Source organism: Arthrobacter sp. 92 (assembly GCF_050260325.1).
In the GTDB taxonomy this organism is placed as follows: Bacteria; Actinomycetota; Actinomycetes; order Actinomycetales; family Micrococcaceae; genus Arthrobacter.
This window is the reverse complement of sequence record NZ_CP189863.1, coordinates 743,529-761,409: the sequence shown is the minus strand read 5'-3', so window position 1 is coordinate 761,409 and position 17,881 is coordinate 743,529. Positions and strand designations below refer to the sequence as shown.

Genomic DNA, 17,881 nt, shown 5'->3' with positions numbered 1-17,881 from the left:
TGGATAGGTGACAAAAAGAAGACCTCCGAGTGGAGTGGGGCTTGTCTAGAGTCCGATCCACAAGGAGGTCTTCAATGTCCCATGCTAACGCGCTCCTGACGCCGAAGGGCAGGCTCCGGCTGGCTAGGTGCGTTGTCGAGGACGGGTGGTCCCTGCGCCGTGCTGCTGAGCGGTTCCAGGTGTCGGTGGCAACCGCGGCGAGGTGGGCGGCCCGTTACCGGGAGCACGGTGAGCGCGGGATGGGTGATCGTTCCAGCCGGCCCGTCAGCTCCCCGCAGCGGACGTCCGTGCGGCGGGAGCGGCGGATCATCGCGCTTAGGGTCAACCGCCGGTGGGGTCCGGCACGGATCGGCTTTCTGCTGGGGATCCATCCGTCCACAGTGCACCGGGTTCTGTCGAGGTTCGGGTTGGCGAGGCTGTCGTGGATGGACCGGGCCACAGGCCGGGTGATCCGCCGGTACGAGCACCACAGCCCCGGGGAGCTGGTCCACGTGGACATCAAGAAGCTCGGACGGATCCCGGACGGCGGCGGCCACCGCGTCACCGGCCGGGCCGCGGGTAATAAAAACAAGACCGGCACGACGGCGAACCGGCGACCGGGCTACGCCTTCTTGCACAATGCCGTTGATGACCACTCTCGGCTTGCCTATACCGAGATCCTGGCCGATGAGAAGAAGGACACCGCAGCGGGGTTCTGGGAACGCGCCAACGCCTATTTCGAATCGTGCGGAATCGTAGTCAAAAGGGTGTTGACGGACAACGGCTCCTGCTACCGCGCCCACGCCTTCAAGGACGCGCTGGGCCCGGACATCAGCCACAAACGCACCCGCCCCTACAGGCCCCAAACCAATGGCAAAGTCGAACGCTACAACCGCACCATGCTCGACGAATGGGCCTACGCCAAACCCTATGGATCAGAAACCGAGCGTGCTGCCGCTTTCGCTGACTGGCTCCATCATTACAATCATCACCGAGGCCACACTTCACTCAAAGGTCAGCCACCGGCCAGCCGTGTTACCAACCTCTCAGGTCAATACACCTAGACACAGCCGAATTAGGTCACGTAAGAGTTACGTAATTGATGTGATCCTGATCACTTAAGGCGGTTCCAGCTTGGTGGCTTAGGTTTGGCTAACCTACAGTTTTTCCTAGTGAGCATGCCCTAACTTCCCCGCTCACGGGGGCTAGGGTCCCCTGACCTTTTCCTTGCAGAAAGTAGCCCCATGAAGATCCGCACCAACGCGCTGGCTGGAATCGCACTCGCCGCCACCGCCGCACTTGGCCTGGCCGCCTGCGGCTCCGGAACCTCCACCGGCACGGGCCCCACCGGCTCGGACGGCAAAGTGTCCGGCGAGATCACGGTCTACAACGCCCAGCACGAAAGCCTGACGAAGGAATGGATCGACGCCTTCACCGCCGAGACCGGCGTCAAGGTCACCGTCCGCCAGGGCGACGACACCGAGATGTCCAACCAGATTGTCCAGGAAGGCGCCGCCTCCCCCGCCGACGTGTTCCTGACCGAGAATTCGCCCGCAATGGCGCAGGTGGAAAATGCCGGACTGTTCGCCGACGTGGACAAGGCGACGGTGGACCAGGTGCCCGCCGCGTTCCGCCCCTCCACCAACAAGTGGACCGGTATCGCCGCCCGCTCCACCGTCCTGGTCTATGACAAGTCGAAGCTGAGCGAGGACAAGCTCCCCAAGTCGATGCTGGACCTGGCCAAGCCCGAGTGGAAGGGCAAGTGGGCCGCGTCCCCGTCCGGGGCCGACTTCCAGGCGATCGTCTCGGCGCTGCTTGAGCTCAAGGGCGAAGCGGCCACCGAGGAATGGCTCAAGGGCATGAAGGAGAACTTCAAGGCCTACAAGGGCAACAGCACAGCAATGAAGGCCGTCAACGCCGGAGAAGTGGACGCAGCCCTTATCTACCACTATTACTACTACGGGGATCAGGCGAAGACCGGGGAGAACTCCAAGAACGTCACCCCGTACTACTTCAAGAACCAGGACCCGGGGGCATTCCTGTCCGTCTCCGGCGGCGGTGTGCTGAAGTCCGCGAAGAACGCTGCGGCCGCCCAGGCGTTCCTGAAGTTCATCACCGGCAAGAAGGGACAGGAAGTCCTGCAGAAGGGAACGTCCTTCGAATACGCGGTCGCTTCCGACGTCCCGTCCAACGACAAGCTCGTCCCCGTCAAGGAACTTCAGGCCCCCACCGTGGATCCGGCCAAGCTGAATTCCCAGAAGGTCTCCGAGCTGATGACCAAGGCAGGACTGCTCTAACTCAGTGACTACTGACCTAGCGGCTCCGGAAATTTTCGGAAGCACGACGACGGCGGGCCGGGGCAAGCGTCCCCGCCCGCCTTTCGGCGTTTCCATAGTTGCCATCCTGGCGGTGCTGATCGCGCTGTTCTCCCTGATCCCGCTGGGCTACGTCATCTTCATGACGGGCGCCACGGGTTGGGAGACCGCGACCGGTCTGATCTTCCGGCCGCGGGTGGGTGAGCTGCTGCTGAACACCATCCTCCTGATAGTAATTACCGTGCCGCTGTGCCTGGTGCTGGGTGTGGGGGGCGCCTGGCTGGTGGAACGGACCCAACTCCGCGGCCATAAGTGGTGGGCCGTGGTTCTGGCCGCACCACTGGCCATTCCCGCCTTCGTCAACAGCTACGCCTGGGTCTCCGCCGTGCCGTCACTGGCGGGGCTGTGGTCCGGCGTGCTGATCGCCACGTTGTCCTATTTCCCGCTCGTGTATATCCCGGCGGCGGCCACGCTGAGCCGCCTCGATCCCGCGATCGAGCAGTCCGCCGCCTCATTGGGGCTGGGTGCCTGGCGGACGTTCTTCAGGGTGGTTCTGCCCCAGTTGCGCATTGCGATGACCGGCGGGGGCTTGCTGGTTTCGCTGCACCTGCTGGCCGAATACGGCGCGTTCGCCATGATCCGCTTTGACACTTTCACCACCGCCATCATGGTGCAGTTCCAGTCCACGTTCAACGGCACCGCCGGGAACATGCTGGCCAGCGTTCTGGTGTTCCTCTGCCTGATACTGCTGCTGGTGGAGGTCCGCAGCCGTGGAAGTGCCAGGTACGCCCGGGTGGGGTCCGGCGCCCAGGCCAGGGCGCTCCGGCTGCCGCTTCACGCCTACCAGGTCCCGGCCCAGCTGTCCCTGCTGGCACTTGCCGGGCTGGCCTTCGGCCTCCCTGTCTGGTTCGTCCTGCGCTGGATCATCGCGGGCGGTCCGGGAATCTGGTCCACCGCCGAATTCCTCCCGGCCCTCGTCCAGACCCTCGGCTACGGCATGATCGGAGCCGTGGCCACCACCGTCGTCGCCTTCCCCATGGCGTACCTGGCAGTGCGGCACCCCAGCTGGTTCAGCAAACTGCTGGAACTTTCCAACTACGTCACCAGCTCCATGCCCGGCATCGTGGTGGGCCTGGCGTTTGTCACTGTAAGCATCCGGCTGGTTCCCGGCTTCTACCAGAGCACCGGGCTCCTGGTCGCCGCGTATGTTCTCCTCTTCGTGCCGCGTGCGCTTGTCAACATCCGCGCCGGCCTTGCCCAGGCACCCAAGGAACTGGACGAAGCCGCGCAGGCGCTGGGCACACCGCCCCTGCTGTCCTTCATCCGCGTGACTTTGCGATTGAGCGCGCCGGCCGCGGCCGGCGGCGCCGCGCTGGTCTTCCTGGGCATCGTCAACGAGCTGACGGCAACCCTGCTGCTCTCCCCCAACGGCACGCGCACGCTCGCCACCGAATTCTGGAGCAAGAGCAGCGAGATCGACTACGCCGGGGCCGCACCGTACGCACTCCTGATGATCCTGATCTCCGCCCCCATGACCTATCTCCTCTTCCAGCAGTCCAAGAAAGTGGCAGGACAGTGACCGAACAATCCCCCTCCAGGCTCCCGGAACCACGGATTGCTCCGTCTGTGGCGCCCAGCACCAACAACCACCTGGAGATCGAGGCCGTCACCAAAAACTTCGGCCCCCAGGCTGTGCTCAAGGGCGTCAACCTGTCCGTGTCCAAGGGCGGAACCACGGCCATAGTGGGTCCTTCAGGGTCAGGCAAGACCACCCTCCTGCGGCTGATTGCGGGCTTCGAACACCCCGATACCGGCAGCATCTCGCTTAACGGAACCAAGGTGGCGGGTGACGGGTTCTGGGTGCCCGCCCATAAACGCCACGTGGGCTACGTCGCCCAGGACGGCGCCCTCTTTCCGCACCTCACGGTGGGCCAGAACGTCTCCTTCGGGCTGAGCGCCTCCAGGCTCTCCGGCGGCCGCCGGGCGGTGGCCGAGCGCGTCAGCGAACTGCTGGACATGGTCTCCCTCGATGCCTCCATGGCGAAGCGGCGGCCGCACCAGCTCTCCGGCGGCCAGCAGCAGCGGGTTGCCCTGGCACGCGCATTGGCCCGTGAGCCCGAACTCATGCTGCTGGACGAGCCTTTCTCGGCATTGGACGCGGGCCTGCGCGTTGCCACCCGCCGCGCCGTCGCGAAGGTGCTGAGCGACGCCGGCGTCACAACCATCCTGGTGACTCACGACCAGGCAGAGGCATTGTCCTTCGCAGACCAGGTTGCCGTGATGCGCGGCGGACGGCTGGCCCAGATCGGCAACCCCTTCGTGGTGTACACGCGGCCGGCAGACCGGGCCACGGCCGAATTCCTTGGCGACGCCGTCATCCTGGACGCCTGGATGGAGGGCTCCCTGGCCACCTGCTCCCTCGGCGGCATCCCCGTCCGCAGGCCTCCCGCCCAAGGTCGGGTGCAGCTGATGCTGCGGCCCGAACAGATCCGCATTGCCGAGGATGGCCCCATCCGTGGGGTGGTGGTGGACACCGACTACTTCGGCCCCGAGACCACCGTCCGGCTTAAACTGGCCGTGCCCCCGGAACTGGCTGCCGGCGCGGTGCCGGACCACCGCTTCCCCGGCGGCGGCGAAGTGATCACCATCCGGCACTGGAATGCCTCCATTGCACGGCCCGGCATGGAACTGTGCCTTCGCGTGGTGGGCGAAGCCGTGGCGTTCCCCATGGACGAAGACGTCCAGGCCGTCAGCAACTGACCCTAGTCCGGCGTGCCGGAACCCGCAGGGCGTTTCTTTTGCGGATAGGGAGCTTCCTGCCGCGCCAGCATCTCCACGAACATGGCGATCTTCCGCTCCCGGGTGGCTGCCTGCTTGACGGAGTTCGTGCGGTATATCAAGGCGTAGCGATTAACGGACGTCAAGACCTCGAACATGGCCTGGGCACGCGGGTCGGCGGCAATCGCGGCCGCAAGGTCTTCCGGCACGTCCGCGGAGGCCTGCCCTGAATACGCCGCTTCCCATCGTCCATCAGCCTTTGCCGCATCGACGGCGGCGCGGCCGGCGGCGGTCATCCTCCCAGCGGCCTCCAGCTTCTCCACCCGCTCCACATTCCGGGCGGACCAGACGCTTTTCGGCCCGCGGCGCGTCATCCGCTGGAAGGAACTGTCGTCGTCGCGCCTTCTGCCCTGACCGTCGATCCAGCCGAAGCACAGAGCCTCATTCAGTGCCGCTTCGTAGTCCAGTTCCGTGGTGTTGCCGCCCTTCTTGTGCAACACCAGCCATACGCCTGGACTCGTGCCGTGATGCTGCTCCAGCCATCTGCGCCATTCTTCGGCGTCCTTCACCAGCAGTTCCTCAAGCTCAGCGACCATTTATTCATTCTGTACCCGGCGGCCCAGAAGCGCTGCTTTGGTGGCACGATATTCCTACGAGTCCGAACCTACGCCGAGGAGCAACGATGCTGCGTGTCCGACCGATCCATTTCACCTCCCGCATGGACGAATGGGAGCGGCTTCTCACCGACCTCGGCATGGTCAAGACTGCCGATGAGGCCACGTGGCGGGAGTTCGACGCCGGCTCCGGCCGCCTCGCGCTGCACTTCACCGGCGAGGGATCCGCCGAGGACGGCACCACGTCCTTCGGCGTCGAGGTGGGCGATCCGGCGGAATTCGCCCGCCGGACCAATGAGGACGCAGCCCTCAGCGGGAGCACCCGGGTGGAGCTCATCGAGGCCGACCACGGCAATTCCTGCCGGGTCACCTCCAAAGACGGCTTCAGCTTCCTGGCCGATCCGGCTGTGCGCGCGGCCGACGGGAGTTGGACGAGATCGTCGGAGGCGGATCCGGACCTCACAGTCGTCGGGGTCTGGTTCGCGGAAGATTCAACGGCCGCGGCGGAGACGCTGCGCAATATTGGCGCCCGTCCCCGGCCGGTTCCGGGCACCGGCGAGGCCGGCAGCGGCGTCACGGAGGCGTTCTCGGCGAAGAACGGAGGGGTGCTGATGGTCGGCGCGGGCGCCGGGCCGGGGCAGGCCGGGTTTGGTTTCGAATACGACGGCGACTTGGAGACGCTGCGTGCGCGCCTTGACGAAGCGGGCCACGACGTCGCTGCCCTTGAGGACTCCGCCGTGCCCACCCTTCACGTGGCAAGCCCTGACAACGATGGCACCGCCGTCCACCCGCCGCTCTGGATTTCGGCGACGCCACCTGCAGAGTGAACGTCCGGCACGGGGGTTCGGGCGGGGATGGGGTAGAACTTAAGCATGAACGTGCGCACTCCTGACCCGAACCCTGGCTGGCTCTCCCCCGAAGACCTCTTCGAAGCGCGTGGCCGGCTTCCGATGGTCTACGTGGAGGCTGTACCTGTCCGCCTTGATCCGCTTGGGTACGTCAATGAGGTGGGCACGCTATTGCAGGCCGACGAGGACGGCACGATGGTCCGCTCCCTCGTCTCCGGCCGCGTGCTGTACCGCGAAACGATCCGGGCCGCGCTGTTGCGCCACATGGAGAAGGACCTCGGTCCCCTGGCCTTTCCCCAGCTACCCATCAGTCCGGTGCCCTTCACGGTGGCCGAGTACTTCCCCGCGCCGTCCCAGACGGGTTTTACGGATGAGCGCCAGCATGCCGTGGCCCTGGCGTACATCATCCCTGTGACGGGTGAGTGCGAGCCCCGCCAGGACGCCCTGGAACTGACCTGGATGACCCCGGAGGAAGTCCTCAGTCCGGACGTGCAACTTGAATTCAGCGGCGGACGCGGTGCCTTGGTCCGGCAGGCACTGGCCTTCGCGGGCGTCGGCAACTGATGACCTGTTAACCGTTGGCAGCACGGCCGTGGGGAGCCCCGGTCCAGACCGGGGACGCTTCGAAGATGCCGGGCGTCCCCGACTTCAGGCAGGCTCCTTTGTAGACTGTAGGGCGGACCGCAAGAGAACTTAAGGACTCCCGATGACCCACCCCCCAGCCGCCCAGCACTACAGCGAACTCCAGGCTGGATCTCTGCAGACCGGCCACCATTTGCTGCTCCCCGACGGGGAGAGAACCGCCGAGATCCAGAGCGTGCTGGTCGAAAGCGACGATTTCGGCACACCGGCCGTGGTCCTGGCGACCCTCACCGGTGGAGGCGTGCTCCGCATTGCCGCAGGCTCCACCGTGCGTGCGGCCGGCGATAACGCCCGGCACCTCGTTCTTCCAGAGGATAACCACACCGCAGAGCACGACGCGGCCGCTCCCCTTCAACTGGTTGAGCAGCCCGACGCTTCGGCGGACCCCGCTGCGCCGGCTGGCGCCGTCGTCGTGCCTCCGCTGCCGGCCACAACCCCCGGCGCCGTGTCCGCCGCCGGCTTCGCTGCGGCGGCCGGCCCCAGCGAAGCGGAACTTGCCCTGATCCCCGTGCCCGAGGGCACCCCGGAGTCCGTGGTGGCGGAAGCCGCGGCTGCACACCCGGATGCCGAGGGCGTGCTGCTCCTCAGCGACCGGCTGGCCAAGGGAATCAACACCAAATCCGGCAGTTGCCTGAAGGATCTCAGCGACCTGGCGCATGAGCTCTTCGTCATCCTCAAGGATCCCGAGAACGCCCTGGCGGTGGCGGACCTGCTGAACGTCCTTCCGTTCGACGGCAATCCGGGCCGCTGGTCTTCGGTCGAGGCCGCTCTGGCCTTGTCCAGCTACATCTGCCGCCAGACCGGCCGCGAAGACCGGGCCGACGTTTACGAGAAACTACTCCGCGCACCTGATGCCCAGGAAACGGACCCCTTCAAGGCCCGCATCAATGCCAAGGTCCGCCAGCGCTCCCTGAACGAACCGAATCTGTACGACAAAGAAATCTTCCGCTCCATCGACAACTCCAACCATGACGCAGAGCGTGAATGGCGGCTCCTGCGGCTCGAGGCCCTCCTGTTCCTGCGTGCCCACGGAGGCTCGGAAACCATCGGCATCAAGGAATTGGAGCGCCGCATCGGCAACGAGCTCGAGTCCGTCCGAGCCTAAACCGGCCTCCGCCAAAAGCAAGCCGTAAGCCTCTGTTCGGCCGGGGGAAGGCGTTGTAGATTCGCCCCATGACGAACAAACTGAGCGTTGTGATCAATTCCGATGCGCAGCAGGTTTGGACAATGCTGCGCGAACCGGCCCTGGTGGCCCAGTGGCACGGCTGGGAGGCTGATGACCTCGCCGCCGAAATCAATGAAATCTATTTCAAGGACACGGTGGTGGAAAGCCCCGACCACACCAGTTTGACCGTGGACGGCGGGGACATCATTGCCCTGAAACCAGTTGCAGCAGGAACCGAGGTCAGCATCACCCGCGCGGCCCTGGACCACGACTCGGAGTGGGCTGCGTGGTACGAGGACATCACTCAAAGCTGGCTGACGTTCCTCCAGCAGCTGCGGTTCGCCTTGGAACACCATCCTCATGGCAAGCGCAAAACCATTTACTTCTCCGTTCCCGGCAAGGACCAGTCGGCCATCGAGAAACTCGGACTCAGCAACGTCCCGAAGCCCGGCGAGCCCTATGAATTGACCCTGGCCACCGGGGAGGCAATCTCGGGAAAGGTCTGGTTCCGCACCGATCACCAGGCAGGGCTGACGGTCCATAGCTATGCCGAGCACGGCGACGGACTGCTGATCGTCGCCGACCAGCCGCCAATCGCCGAGGTGCGGCCGGACGGCGGGTCCATGGTGATCGTGTCCACTTACGATCTGGGCGCGCACCGCTTGGAGGAAATCCGTTCGGCTTGGGAGAAGTGGCGGGCTGAGAACTACCCCACATCGGACCCCGTCCACTGAAGGATCCCGTAGCGAAGCTGGCACACTTGAACCGTGCCAGCCAATACTGAACCAGCCGCGGGCGGGGCGGCAGCCCTGCAGTCCGAGTTCTCCTTCCGCGTGGGCAAACGCCTGAGTGAAACATGTCCTCCCACTGCCGAGCAGGTGACCGCCAACGGCGGGGAGTTCCTGGGCCGCACCGGCACCATCACCACCCCCCACGGCGAGATCAAGACCCCGGCGTTCATCGCCGTCGGCACCAAGGCCACGGTGAAATCGGTGCTGCCCGAGGCGATCGCCGAGCTGGGCGCCCAGGCCGTGCTGGCCAACGCGTACCACCTGTACCTGCAGCCCGGCGCCGGGATCCTTGACGAGGCCGGCGGCCTGGGCGCATTTATGAACTGGGCCGGACCCACCTTCACGGACTCCGGCGGATTCCAGGTGATGAGCCTGGGCTCGGGCTTCAAGAAGGTCATCGACATGAAAACTGTGGCGGCTGCGGAACACGCTGGCCCCGATGACGCCGTGGCGCCCGGCAAGGAACGGCTGGCCCATGTGGACGAGGAGGGGGTGTGGTTCAAAAGCCACCTCAACGGCGACCGCCACCGCTTCAGCCCCGAGATCTCCATGAACGTCCAGCACCAGATCGGCGCGGACATCATGTTCGCCTTCGATGAGCTGACAACGCTGTTGAACTCGCGCGGGTACCAGGAGGAGTCGCTGGAGCGCACGCGCCGCTGGGCCGAGCGCTGCATCACCGAGCATGTCAGACTGACCAACGAGCGGGTGGGCAAGCCCTACCAGGCGCTGTTCGGCGTGATCCAGGGCGCCCAGTACGAGGACCTGCGCCGCAAGGCCTGCCGTGACCTTGGTGCCATGAACTTCGACGGCTTCGGGATCGGCGGGGCGCTGGAGAAGGAAAACCTGGGGACGATCGTGCGCTGGTGCAACGAGGAGCTCCCGGAGAACAAACCCCGGCACCTGCTGGGAATTTCCGAGCCCGACGACATCTTCACCGCGATCGAAAACGGCGCCGACACCTTCGACTGTGTCTCTCCCACGCGGGTGGCCCGCAATTCGGCGTTCTACACCCCGACCGGCCGCTACAATCTCTCCGGCGCCAAGTACAAGCGCGACTTTGGCCCCCTGCAGGAAGGCTGCGACTGCTACGCCTGCGCCAACTACTCGCGGGCCTACATCCACCATCTTTTCAAGGCCAAGGAGATGGTCTCGGCCACGCTGATTTCCATCCACAACGAGCGCTTTGTGGTCAAGCTGGTGGACGACGCCCGGCTCGCCATTGACGCGGGCAACTTCTTCGAGTTCAAGGCCGAGACGTTGGGCCGATACTACTCCTAGGCGCCTGGGTGAGCCCCGCCGTCGGGCCGTCCGGTCGAAATCGCCGGAAGCGTGCGGGTTCGCCGGAACGCTACGGCGAACCCGCAGGTTACCCGCGACGTCGCGTTTTCCACATAACGACGGCGAGACCCCCGGAGCCGCCACAGGTAGCGGAGGCTGGACCCATGACTTCATTGCCGCTGAATCTCCCCGCGGAGGGCAACCTCTGGCGCACCGGGCAGCTCCTGGAACTGGGTTACGGTTCCCGGGCCATCAAAGCGCTGGTGGGCTCCGGCGAGCTGGTCCGCTTGCGCCACGGCTGTTACCTCCGAGCAAGCCTGTGGAGCCGGCAGACACCGGCTGTGCGGAGCAGGCAAGTCATCTTTGCGCACGCTCACGGAACACGCACGACGTCGACCGGCAGTTTTGTCTACAGCCACACCTCCGCCGCGCGGATGCACCGTCTCTTTCTCTGGGGTGCGGACGATCTCATCCATGTTCTTCAGCGCGTGCGGCCGTCCAATGAGCGCCACGGCAGGGATGTGCGGTGTCATACGAGGGCCTTCGCTGAGCACGAGGTGGTCACCGTAGACGGACTGAGAACCACATCCTTGGAGCGGACAGCTGCTGACTGCGCCATGCTGCTCAGCTACCGCAAAGCGCTGATCGTGATGGATCAAGCCCTTCGAAATGGAGCCGACCTCGCCGAATTGCGGTCCATGGCAGCGGCACTTGGCGGTCGACGTGGCATCCGAACGTTCCGCAAGACGCTCGAGAACGCGGATCCGCGCTCCGAATCCGCAGGAGAAACCCTTACCCGGGAGCTAATCCTGCGGCTTAAGATCAAGGCGCCCCAGCCGCAACTCGAGGTGGCAAGTAAGGCGGGGCGCCACAGGTTGGACTTTGGCTGGAAGGAAGAACGGGTGGCGCTTGAGTTCGACGGCAAGACCAAGTACTTCGACTTCAAACCCACAGCCGAGGTGCTCTTCCAGGAACGACGCCGCGAAAAAGCCCTCATGGAAGAGGGATGGCGCTTTCTCCGGATCGAGTGGCGGGATCTCTTCCGTGAGCAGATATTCAAGGAGCGCTTACTCCAAGCCTTGGCCCGGGGTCCCTGTCCGTAGCCGCTCTGGGAGACCCGGGATCGCCGCAAGCGTGCGAGTTCGCCGTAAGGTCACGGCGAACTCGCACGCTAACGGCGAGCCGACGGCAGGGGTGGCCGCCGTCCGTCCGATGACGTCCTATCGGCCGGCGTCGACGAGGTCCTCGTTGTCGTCCTTGCGGCCGGTGCCGGCGGTGACTCCGGAGCCTGCCCCGGGGACGGAAGCGGCCGGCTCCCAGGCGTGGCCCTGCTCGTGGTCCAGGTGAGTGGACTTCTTGTTTTTCAGGGCGAAGATGTAGACAAGCAGCGAGATGGCGATGGCCACTGTGACGTAGGTGAAGAACAGCTCCTCCTGGCCGACTTTTTGCAGCGCGGCGCCGATCAGCGGAACAGTGCCCCCGAACAGCGAGTTGGCGATAGCGTAGCCCAGCCCGACGCCCAGTGCGCGGATCGAAGCCGGGAACAATTCGGCCTTCACCAGAGCGTTGATGGAGGTGTAGCCGCCCACGATCAACAGGCCGCCCATCATAAGCAGGAACGCGGTGAACGGATCCTTGGTGCCGGCCAGCATGGAAAGCAGCGGCCAGGTGAAGAGCACACCCGTGATGCCGAACCACAGCAGAAGCGGTTTGCGGCCCACCTTGTCCGAAATGATGCCGTAGACCGGCTGTAGCAGCATAAAGATGAACAGCGCCCAGAAGTTGATCACCGAGGTGTCGGTCTTGGCGATGCCGGAAGTATCGTTCATGAACTTCAGAATGAAGTTGGTGTACGTGTAGAACGCGACCGTGCCGCCGAGGGTGATGCCGATGCAGATCAGCAGCGGCTTCCAGTACTGAGTGAAGAGCAGCTTCATGGTGCCCGGCTGGGCCTGGCCCGCAACAGCGGGAGCCTTGGCGGCCTCGACCTGTTCGGCAGAGACGGTCTCCTCCATCGAACGCCGCAGCCACAGGACCACAAGCGCCGCGACGCCGCCGATCGCGAACGGGATACGCCAGCCCCACTCCCCCAGATCGGCTTTGGGCATGAAATTCTGCAGGATCACCAGGACCAGCAGGGCCAGCATCTGGCCGCCGATCAGCGTGACGTACTGGAAGCTGGAGAAGAAACCCCGGCGTTTCGTGGTGGCGGCCTCGGACATGTAGGTGGCGCTGGTGCCGTATTCACCACCGACGGAGAAGCCCTGCAGGATGCGGACGATCACCAGCAGGATCATGGCCCAGACGCCGATCACATCCTGCGTCGGCAGCACCGCGATAGCGAAAGAACCGGCGGACATCATGGTCACGCTTAATGTCAGCGCGGCCTTGCGCCCCTTGCGGTCGGCGTAACGGCCGAAGAACCAGGCTCCGATGGGGCGCATCAGGAACGACGTCGAGAAGACGGCCATCGCCTCAAGGCCTGCCTGCAGCTCGTCCTTGGAGTTGAAGAAGTGCGACTGGAAATAGGCAGCGAAAACCGTGTAGACGTAGAGGTCGTACCACTCCACGAGGTTGCCGGCGGAGCCTTTGAGGATGTTGCCTACGGCTTTCCTCGTTTGGGCCGCCTCGGTCAGATGGGTGCTCATCAATGAACCTTCCTGGATCCGGCGCCGCCGTCGGCAACCGTTTGGTGCTTGCTTGAGTGCTGTCCGTGCCGTCAGGACCTGGGCTTCCCCCGATGTCAACAGGCCCCCGGCAGCAAAGGACTCCTGCCAAACTATTCGTGATCCATGGCACAACCTAAGGAAGTGGTGATTTCCTAACACTTCCTTAGGTTTCGGGTGCCGGCGGAACAACCGGGGCGCCGGGTCACAGGTACCGCCGGAAGGCCAAAATCCCGTCGAAGGGGTAGTCTTCAAGACGGGCTGCGGACGCCCGACCAGTGAAAAGGAACCCTCCATGGAAGTGCTCATCGTCGAAGACGACGACGCCATGGCCTCCGCCCTTGAGGCGGCCGTGCGCTCTGCCGGCCACCGGGCCACCAGGGTCTCCCGTGGAGCCGACGCCCTCCTGATTCACCGAAGGTTCGAAGTGATCCTGCTGGATCTGGGGCTTCCCGATCTCGACGGCATCGACGTGCTGCGGAAGCTTCGGCAGGTTACCTCCTGCCCCATCCTGATCCTTACCGCCAGGGATGATGAGCGCAGCGTGGTCCTTGGCCTGCGCTCCGGGGCAGACGACTACCTCGTGAAGCCGGTGAAACTTGTCGAACTGCTGGCCAGGATCGAGGCCGTTACCAGACGCACCGTCCGCACCGGCGAGAGCCAGCACCACAGCATTGTCCTGGGGGAGCTCGACGTCGACCTGGACCGGAGGGTGGCGGCTGTCGGACCCAGGGTGCTGTCGTTGACTCCGACCGAGTTCGAGCTGCTCGCGCTGTTGATCCGGCACGCGGGTTCAGTTGTCACGCGGGAACAAATACTGGACGCACTCTGGGGGGACGCCTTCCTTGCGTCCTCGCGGTCCCTTGACGTCCACCTCACGGGGCTGAGGGCCAAACTCCAGCTGCCGGGATTTATCATCAACGTCCGCGGGGTCGGCTACCGGGTCGAGGCTGATCTTGCGTGAGGCTGCGCGTACTGGGCATTCTGAGCCTGCTTTCCCTCCTGATGGTGGTCGCCGTCTCCGGTGTCATCCTGGCGTCCGCGAGCCGGGAGCTCACCCAGGAAGTGCAGATCAACCGCATTGCAGCCCTCAACCGGTTTGCCCAGGTGGCGTACGACGCAGCCCTTGAAGGTGACTCAACCCAGCTCGAACGGGAAATGGATGGGTACTCACGGCTGTATGGCGAGGGAATCCTCATCCGGCTACAACAGGGCACGCTCAGGTCCGGTGGGCTGGACGCGGACAGGCCGGCGGTCAGGGACGCGGTTTCCGGTGCGAGTCTCAATGTCAGCAACACTGTCCTGCCCACCCTTGAGCCGTTTGGAAGCGGCTCGGAGGTCATATCGAGGTCCTTCGGCACCGGAAGCCAGGTGCTCGGCGAAGCCGTTCTCGAAGTCAATCTCGATGCGGCCCGCCAGAAACTACGGGAACGCTGGCTTGTGGTTGGGCTCGCTGCGGCGGCCCTGGAGGGTCTGCTCCTCCTGGCCGCCGCCCGCCTGACCGGATGGGTGCTGCGTCCTGTTCATCGCCTGAACTCGGCCGTGACGGAACTGGAGGAGACAGGCAGGAGCAGCCAGCTTCCAGCAGACGGACCGCCGGAATTGAGGGAGCTGAGCAGGTCGTTCACCGCCATGGCACAAACCGTCAGTGAAGCCATCGACTCCCAGCGGCAGCTGATCGCGGACACGTCCCACGAACTGCGCAACCCCGTGGGAGCCCTGCGGCTGAGGATCGACCTGCTGGAGCTGGAACTGCAAACGGACCGCGAGCGGGCCGCAGCGGCCGGGGTGGTGGCCGAGCTGGAACGCGTGGAAGGGATTTTGGACGGAGTGCTCAAGCTGGCGGCGGCGGAGCACCGGGCGTTCGAGGGCTCTTCCCACAGCGCTGCTGCCCTTGCATCCCACTCGAAGCCGGACGTCATCGACCCCTACCCGGTGCTGCAGGAGGAAGTGGAGCGTGCCGGGCCGGCCGTCCGGCGTGCCGGGGCATCCCTGCTGCTTGACTCACCGCCCGATCCCCCGGTTCAGCTTGCGTGCAACCCCGACGAGTTGGCCCATATGGTGGGTGAAATGCTCGCCAACTCCACCAAGTACGCCCCTGGTGCCCGCATTTCCGTCGCGCTTCGCCAGCGGCCCGGAGGGGTTTCCATCGAGGTGTCCGACGACGGGCCCGGACTCCCCGCCGACCAGCGGGCCGCCTCCACAGGCAGGTTCTGGCGGGCGCCGCAGCACCGGAAGATCCGGGGCAACGGCTTGGGCTTGACCATCGTGGACCGGCTCGCCGAGGCCAACGGTGCCCGGTTCCTGCTCGAACAACGGTCCCCGAACGGACTCATCGCCCGCATCGATTTTTCCCGGCAGCCGTCCGGGCAGGACAGGGAGCGAACGGATGGCTGACCCCGGCATCAGTAGAGCCCGCCTTTCCCCGCGCCTTCCCTCTCGGCGGACCGCGCTTAAGACGGGGCTGGCCATGGGCCTGTCCGCCTTCCTGTTTCCCACGCTCAGTGCCTGCACCACGGAGGACCGTCCACGCACGGCGACGGTGGCCGGCGGTGAGCCGGGGGGCTTCTACCTGGAGTTTTCCACCCTGTTTGCGGAGTCACTGCAGCGTCACGGCGTGGTGGGCACTGCCGTGCCGCAGGTGACCGGTGGCAGCCTCGAGAACATGCAGCGCCTGATCGCCGGAGACGCAACATTCGCGGTCGCACTGGCCGACGCGGCAGCCCAGCAGGCGGGAGTCTCCCCGCCCCAGGCGGGGGCCTCGAAGGCCGCGCAGCCGGGAGCGGGCGGGATTGTCGCGCTGGGAAAGGTCTACGAGAACTACGTCCACTGTCTGGTGCGGAAGGATAGCTCACTCCGGTCCTTTGCGGATCTGGCAGGGAAGACCGCGGCCATCGGGGAGGTGGGATCGGGAACGTCGCTGACCGCGCACCGCGTCATCGCGGCCGCCGGTCTTTCAGCGGCTGGAACCACGCCGCCGCATAATCCGGTCAAGGAGCTGAACCTCGGCTTGAACAGCGGGCTCGCGGCCCTTAAGGAGCGGTCCGTGGATGCCCTGTTCTGGTCCGGCGGCGTGCCGACAGCCGCAATTACTGCCACCAACAAAGAGGTGGGGCTTGCCATGATCGATCTCTCCGCCGTTATCCGGCAGATGCGGGCGGAATACGGCGCCTTCTATGACAGGGTCCTGATCCCGGAGAACAGCTACGAGGGCATTCCCGGGGTGTGGACGGTTGGCGTTGCCAACCTGCTCCTATGCCGCGGGGATCTGGACGACCGCATAGTGAAGCGGACGGTGGAACTACTGGTGGACGAGGCCCAGGAACTCATCCCCCGCTCCAGCCTCGGCGTGCAGTTCCTGAGCCCGGAAACCCTGATCAACACCGCCGGCGTGCCGCTGCACCCCGCCGCTGCCGCCGCCTATCGTGAGTTGCATGGCTAAACCCATCGCAGGGTGCCGGTGCTCGGCATGGCGGGGTGGCCGACTCTCACCGGGGATCGGTCACCGTCCCCATGAAAAGCGGTAATCCCGTTTCCGCGTGCACCACCTGATAGTGGAACGGGCGGTCGAAGCGGATGGTCTGCTCAGGCTGCACGACGCCGGAGACGGCTCCATTGATCTGGGTGACCGCCGCGGCAACGGTGCCCTTCTCCGCGACAGTGATGTTGGCGGCCTGCGCGGCCTGGGTGATGGCCAGCTTCGGCTGGATCGCGTTGAAGTCCTCGGTGGTATTCAGGGTCTTCTGCAGGCCCAAGGCGCCCATGACCTTGCGCAGGTCAAAACTGCATTTGTTCTCCCAACGGGGCAGTTGGATCTGCACCGATTCGTGCGGTGCGGCGTCGAAGGCTTCTGCGATTTCCCGGAGTTTGTCCGCGCCGAGGACGGCCGTCGCGGGACGGGAACCCTCGATGGCGTCGGGCAGAACCAGCCGCATCACAAAGCCCTCGGCATATGGAAGGTCAACGCCTCGCCATCCATGGCCCTCGGCGTATTTCATGACGAACTGATTGTTCATGGCCGGAGCGTTGACTGCACTTCCGTCGGCGGTGGTGAAGGGACGGTCCGAGGTATCGTTCGGATCGAACGGAGCCTCCCAGGCCGCGGCGAAGTAGGCCGCATTGAGCAGACTGAAGGTATTGCTGGGATCGTATGTGGCCGGGGCCTGCTTGACCCGGCCACCCGTGTGCTTGTTCACCCAGGCATCTATGGCGGCCTTGGTGGTGCCCGGGTCACGGAAGTCCACAGGGTAGACGCCCGTTCCGTAGTGCCTGGCCAGGGTGTCCAGATAGGCCTTGCCCGTGGTGACGTCCCGGTCCACAAACAGCCCGTTCGCCACGTGCATGACCGGTGTCCGCGGCGGGTCCTTCTCGTCAACCCTGCCGGGGTCGCCGTCGAACTGATCAAGGGAGGCGAGCACGGCATTCATGGCCTCGTCACGGTGTTCCGTGGGGAGTCCCAGAACCTTGTCCATTTCAGTCGCTGTTTCCCCGGACGCTCCTGCCCGCAACATGGCGAGCGTAATCAGCAGGCTTCCCGGCGAGGAGATGACGTTGCCGTTGCGGCCATCCCCGCCGTCCGCCAGGAGCGCGCCACCGAGCTCCAGCGCGGAATCGCGGAACGCCCTGATTTCGGCGGCGTAGGCTGCGCGGTCCACCACAACCCGCTCCACGCCGTCGGCCCTTAGCATCGCGGGCGGGGCCGGCATGCACGCGGTGAGCACGACGGCACCTGCGGCCACGATTCCTGCCACCGGCCTTGTGGATCGCTTGGTCTTCATCTTTGCCCCTTGGACGAGCCTTCG

Annotated in this window: 16 protein-coding genes; 13 read left to right on the top strand and 3 right to left on the bottom strand. The window is 65.1% G+C overall.

Annotated features, from left to right (window positions below; all coding sequences use genetic code 11):
- Window positions 1–74: 74 nt before the first annotated feature.
- The 4 genes from ACP4XC_RS03555 to ACP4XC_RS03540 all read left to right on the top strand — a co-directional run bounded on the left by ACP4XC_RS03555 (window position 75) and on the right by ACP4XC_RS03540 (window position 5,054).
- On the top strand, window positions 75–1,043 hold the full coding sequence (locus tag ACP4XC_RS03555; protein ID WP_427171285.1) for an IS481 family transposase: 969 nt from the start codon (window positions 75–77) through the stop codon (window positions 1,041–1,043).
- 180 nt (window positions 1,044–1,223) lie between these two features.
- On the top strand, window positions 1,224–2,276 hold the full coding sequence (locus tag ACP4XC_RS03550) for an iron ABC transporter substrate-binding protein (protein WP_427173513.1): 1,053 nt from the start codon (window positions 1,224–1,226) through the stop codon (window positions 2,274–2,276).
- A 4-nt stretch (window positions 2,277–2,280) separates the two neighbouring features.
- Window positions 2,281–3,873 (top strand): ABC transporter permease, encoded by a 1,593-nt coding sequence (locus tag ACP4XC_RS03545; protein ID WP_427173512.1) that lies wholly within the window; start codon window positions 2,281–2,283, stop codon window positions 3,871–3,873.
- Window positions 3,870–5,054 (top strand): ABC transporter ATP-binding protein, encoded by a 1,185-nt coding sequence (locus ACP4XC_RS03540; RefSeq protein ID WP_427173511.1) that lies wholly within the window; start codon window positions 3,870–3,872, stop codon window positions 5,052–5,054. The genes ACP4XC_RS03545 and ACP4XC_RS03540 overlap by 4 nt, the downstream gene beginning before the upstream one ends.
- A 2-nt stretch (window positions 5,055–5,056) precedes the next feature.
- Here the strand turns inward: ACP4XC_RS03540 and ACP4XC_RS03535 are convergent, their stop codons facing one another.
- Entirely contained in the window at window positions 5,057–5,668 is a 612-nt protein-coding gene (locus ACP4XC_RS03535) for a YdeI/OmpD-associated family protein (RefSeq protein ID WP_427173510.1), read from the bottom strand.
- Between the two features lie 86 nt (window positions 5,669–5,754).
- On the opposite strand from ACP4XC_RS03535, the gene ACP4XC_RS03530 reads away from it, so the two are divergent.
- From ACP4XC_RS03530 to ACP4XC_RS03505, 6 genes are all read left to right on the top strand, one after another.
- Window positions 5,755–6,513 (top strand): VOC family protein, encoded by a 759-nt coding sequence (locus tag ACP4XC_RS03530; RefSeq protein WP_427173509.1) that lies wholly within the window; start codon window positions 5,755–5,757, stop codon window positions 6,511–6,513.
- Between the two features lie 45 nt (window positions 6,514–6,558).
- A complete protein-coding gene (locus ACP4XC_RS03525) occupies window positions 6,559–7,098 on the top strand; it encodes an NUDIX hydrolase family protein (RefSeq protein WP_427173508.1) in 540 nt (179 codons plus the stop codon).
- A 142-nt stretch (window positions 7,099–7,240) separates the two neighbouring features.
- Entirely contained in the window at window positions 7,241–8,281 is a 1,041-nt protein-coding gene (locus ACP4XC_RS03520) for a DUF6707 family protein (RefSeq protein ID WP_427173507.1), read from the top strand.
- 68 nt (window positions 8,282–8,349) lie between these two features.
- Complete coding sequence (locus ACP4XC_RS03515; RefSeq protein ID WP_427173506.1) at window positions 8,350–9,075, top strand: SRPBCC domain-containing protein; 726 nt, start codon at window positions 8,350–8,352, stop codon at window positions 9,073–9,075.
- A gap of 33 nt (window positions 9,076–9,108) precedes the next feature.
- Entirely contained in the window at window positions 9,109–10,413 is a 1,305-nt protein-coding gene (gene tgt, locus ACP4XC_RS03510; protein ID WP_427173505.1) for a tRNA guanosine(34) transglycosylase Tgt, read from the top strand.
- 164 nt (window positions 10,414–10,577) lie between these two features.
- A complete protein-coding gene (locus ACP4XC_RS03505) occupies window positions 10,578–11,516 on the top strand; it encodes a type IV toxin-antitoxin system AbiEi family antitoxin domain-containing protein (RefSeq protein WP_427173504.1) in 939 nt (312 codons plus the stop codon).
- A 117-nt stretch (window positions 11,517–11,633) separates the two neighbouring features.
- Here ACP4XC_RS03505 and ACP4XC_RS03500 read toward each other — a convergent pair whose 3' ends face one another.
- Complete coding sequence (locus ACP4XC_RS03500; protein WP_427173503.1) at window positions 11,634–13,061, bottom strand: MFS transporter; 1,428 nt, start codon at window positions 13,059–13,061, stop codon at window positions 11,634–11,636.
- A gap of 313 nt (window positions 13,062–13,374) precedes the next feature.
- On the opposite strand from ACP4XC_RS03500, the gene ACP4XC_RS03495 reads away from it, so the two are divergent.
- Genes ACP4XC_RS03495 through ACP4XC_RS03485 form a run of 3 tightly spaced genes read left to right on the top strand, consistent with a single transcriptional unit; the run spans window position 13,375 to window position 16,521 of the window.
- On the top strand, window positions 13,375–14,043 hold the full coding sequence (locus tag ACP4XC_RS03495; RefSeq protein ID WP_427173502.1) for a response regulator transcription factor: 669 nt from the start codon (window positions 13,375–13,377) through the stop codon (window positions 14,041–14,043).
- Window positions 14,040–15,476 (top strand): HAMP domain-containing sensor histidine kinase, encoded by a 1,437-nt coding sequence (locus tag ACP4XC_RS03490; protein ID WP_427173501.1) that lies wholly within the window; start codon window positions 14,040–14,042, stop codon window positions 15,474–15,476. Before ACP4XC_RS03495 ends, ACP4XC_RS03490 begins: the two co-directional genes overlap by 4 nt.
- Window positions 15,469–16,521 carry a TAXI family TRAP transporter solute-binding subunit gene (locus tag ACP4XC_RS03485; RefSeq protein WP_427173500.1) on the top strand — a complete coding sequence of 351 codons (1,053 nt, stop codon included), beginning with the start codon at window positions 15,469–15,471 and terminating at the stop codon, window positions 16,519–16,521. Before ACP4XC_RS03490 ends, ACP4XC_RS03485 begins: the two co-directional genes overlap by 8 nt.
- Before the next feature lie 46 nt (window positions 16,522–16,567).
- Here ACP4XC_RS03485 and ACP4XC_RS03480 read toward each other — a convergent pair whose 3' ends face one another.
- On the bottom strand, window positions 16,568–17,857 hold the full coding sequence (locus tag ACP4XC_RS03480; protein ID WP_427173499.1) for a serpin family protein: 1,290 nt from the start codon (window positions 17,855–17,857) through the stop codon (window positions 16,568–16,570).
- Between the last annotated feature and the right edge of the window lie 24 nt (window positions 17,858–17,881).

What these genes read in the sequence shown, in the direction of transcription:
- ACP4XC_RS03520 (WP_427173507.1), top strand. Translation starts at nt 7,241, where the DNA reads ATGACCCACCCCCCAGCCGCCCAGCACTACAGCGAACTCCAGGCTGGA.
- ACP4XC_RS03525 (WP_427173508.1), top strand. Translation starts at nt 6,559, where the DNA reads ATGAACGTGCGCACTCCTGACCCGAACCCTGGCTGGCTCTCCCCCGAA.
- ACP4XC_RS03515 (WP_427173506.1), top strand. Translation starts at nt 8,350, where the DNA reads ATGACGAACAAACTGAGCGTTGTGATCAATTCCGATGCGCAGCAGGTT.
- ACP4XC_RS03555 (WP_427171285.1), top strand. Translation starts at nt 75, where the DNA reads ATGTCCCATGCTAACGCGCTCCTGACGCCGAAGGGCAGGCTCCGGCTG.
- ACP4XC_RS03485 (WP_427173500.1), top strand. Translation starts at nt 15,469, where the DNA reads ATGGCTGACCCCGGCATCAGTAGAGCCCGCCTTTCCCCGCGCCTTCCC.
- ACP4XC_RS03500 (WP_427173503.1), bottom strand. Translation starts at nt 13,061, where the DNA reads ATGAGCACCCATCTGACCGAGGCGGCCCAAACGAGGAAAGCCGTAGGC.
- ACP4XC_RS03530 (WP_427173509.1), top strand. Translation starts at nt 5,755, where the DNA reads ATGCTGCGTGTCCGACCGATCCATTTCACCTCCCGCATGGACGAATGG.
- ACP4XC_RS03535 (WP_427173510.1), bottom strand. Translation starts at nt 5,668, where the DNA reads ATGGTCGCTGAGCTTGAGGAACTGCTGGTGAAGGACGCCGAAGAATGG.
- ACP4XC_RS03505 (WP_427173504.1), top strand. Translation starts at nt 10,578, where the DNA reads ATGACTTCATTGCCGCTGAATCTCCCCGCGGAGGGCAACCTCTGGCGC.
- ACP4XC_RS03480 (WP_427173499.1), bottom strand. Translation starts at nt 17,857, where the DNA reads ATGAAGACCAAGCGATCCACAAGGCCGGTGGCAGGAATCGTGGCCGCA.
- ACP4XC_RS03550 (WP_427173513.1), top strand. Translation starts at nt 1,224, where the DNA reads ATGAAGATCCGCACCAACGCGCTGGCTGGAATCGCACTCGCCGCCACC.
- ACP4XC_RS03495 (WP_427173502.1), top strand. Translation starts at nt 13,375, where the DNA reads ATGGAAGTGCTCATCGTCGAAGACGACGACGCCATGGCCTCCGCCCTT.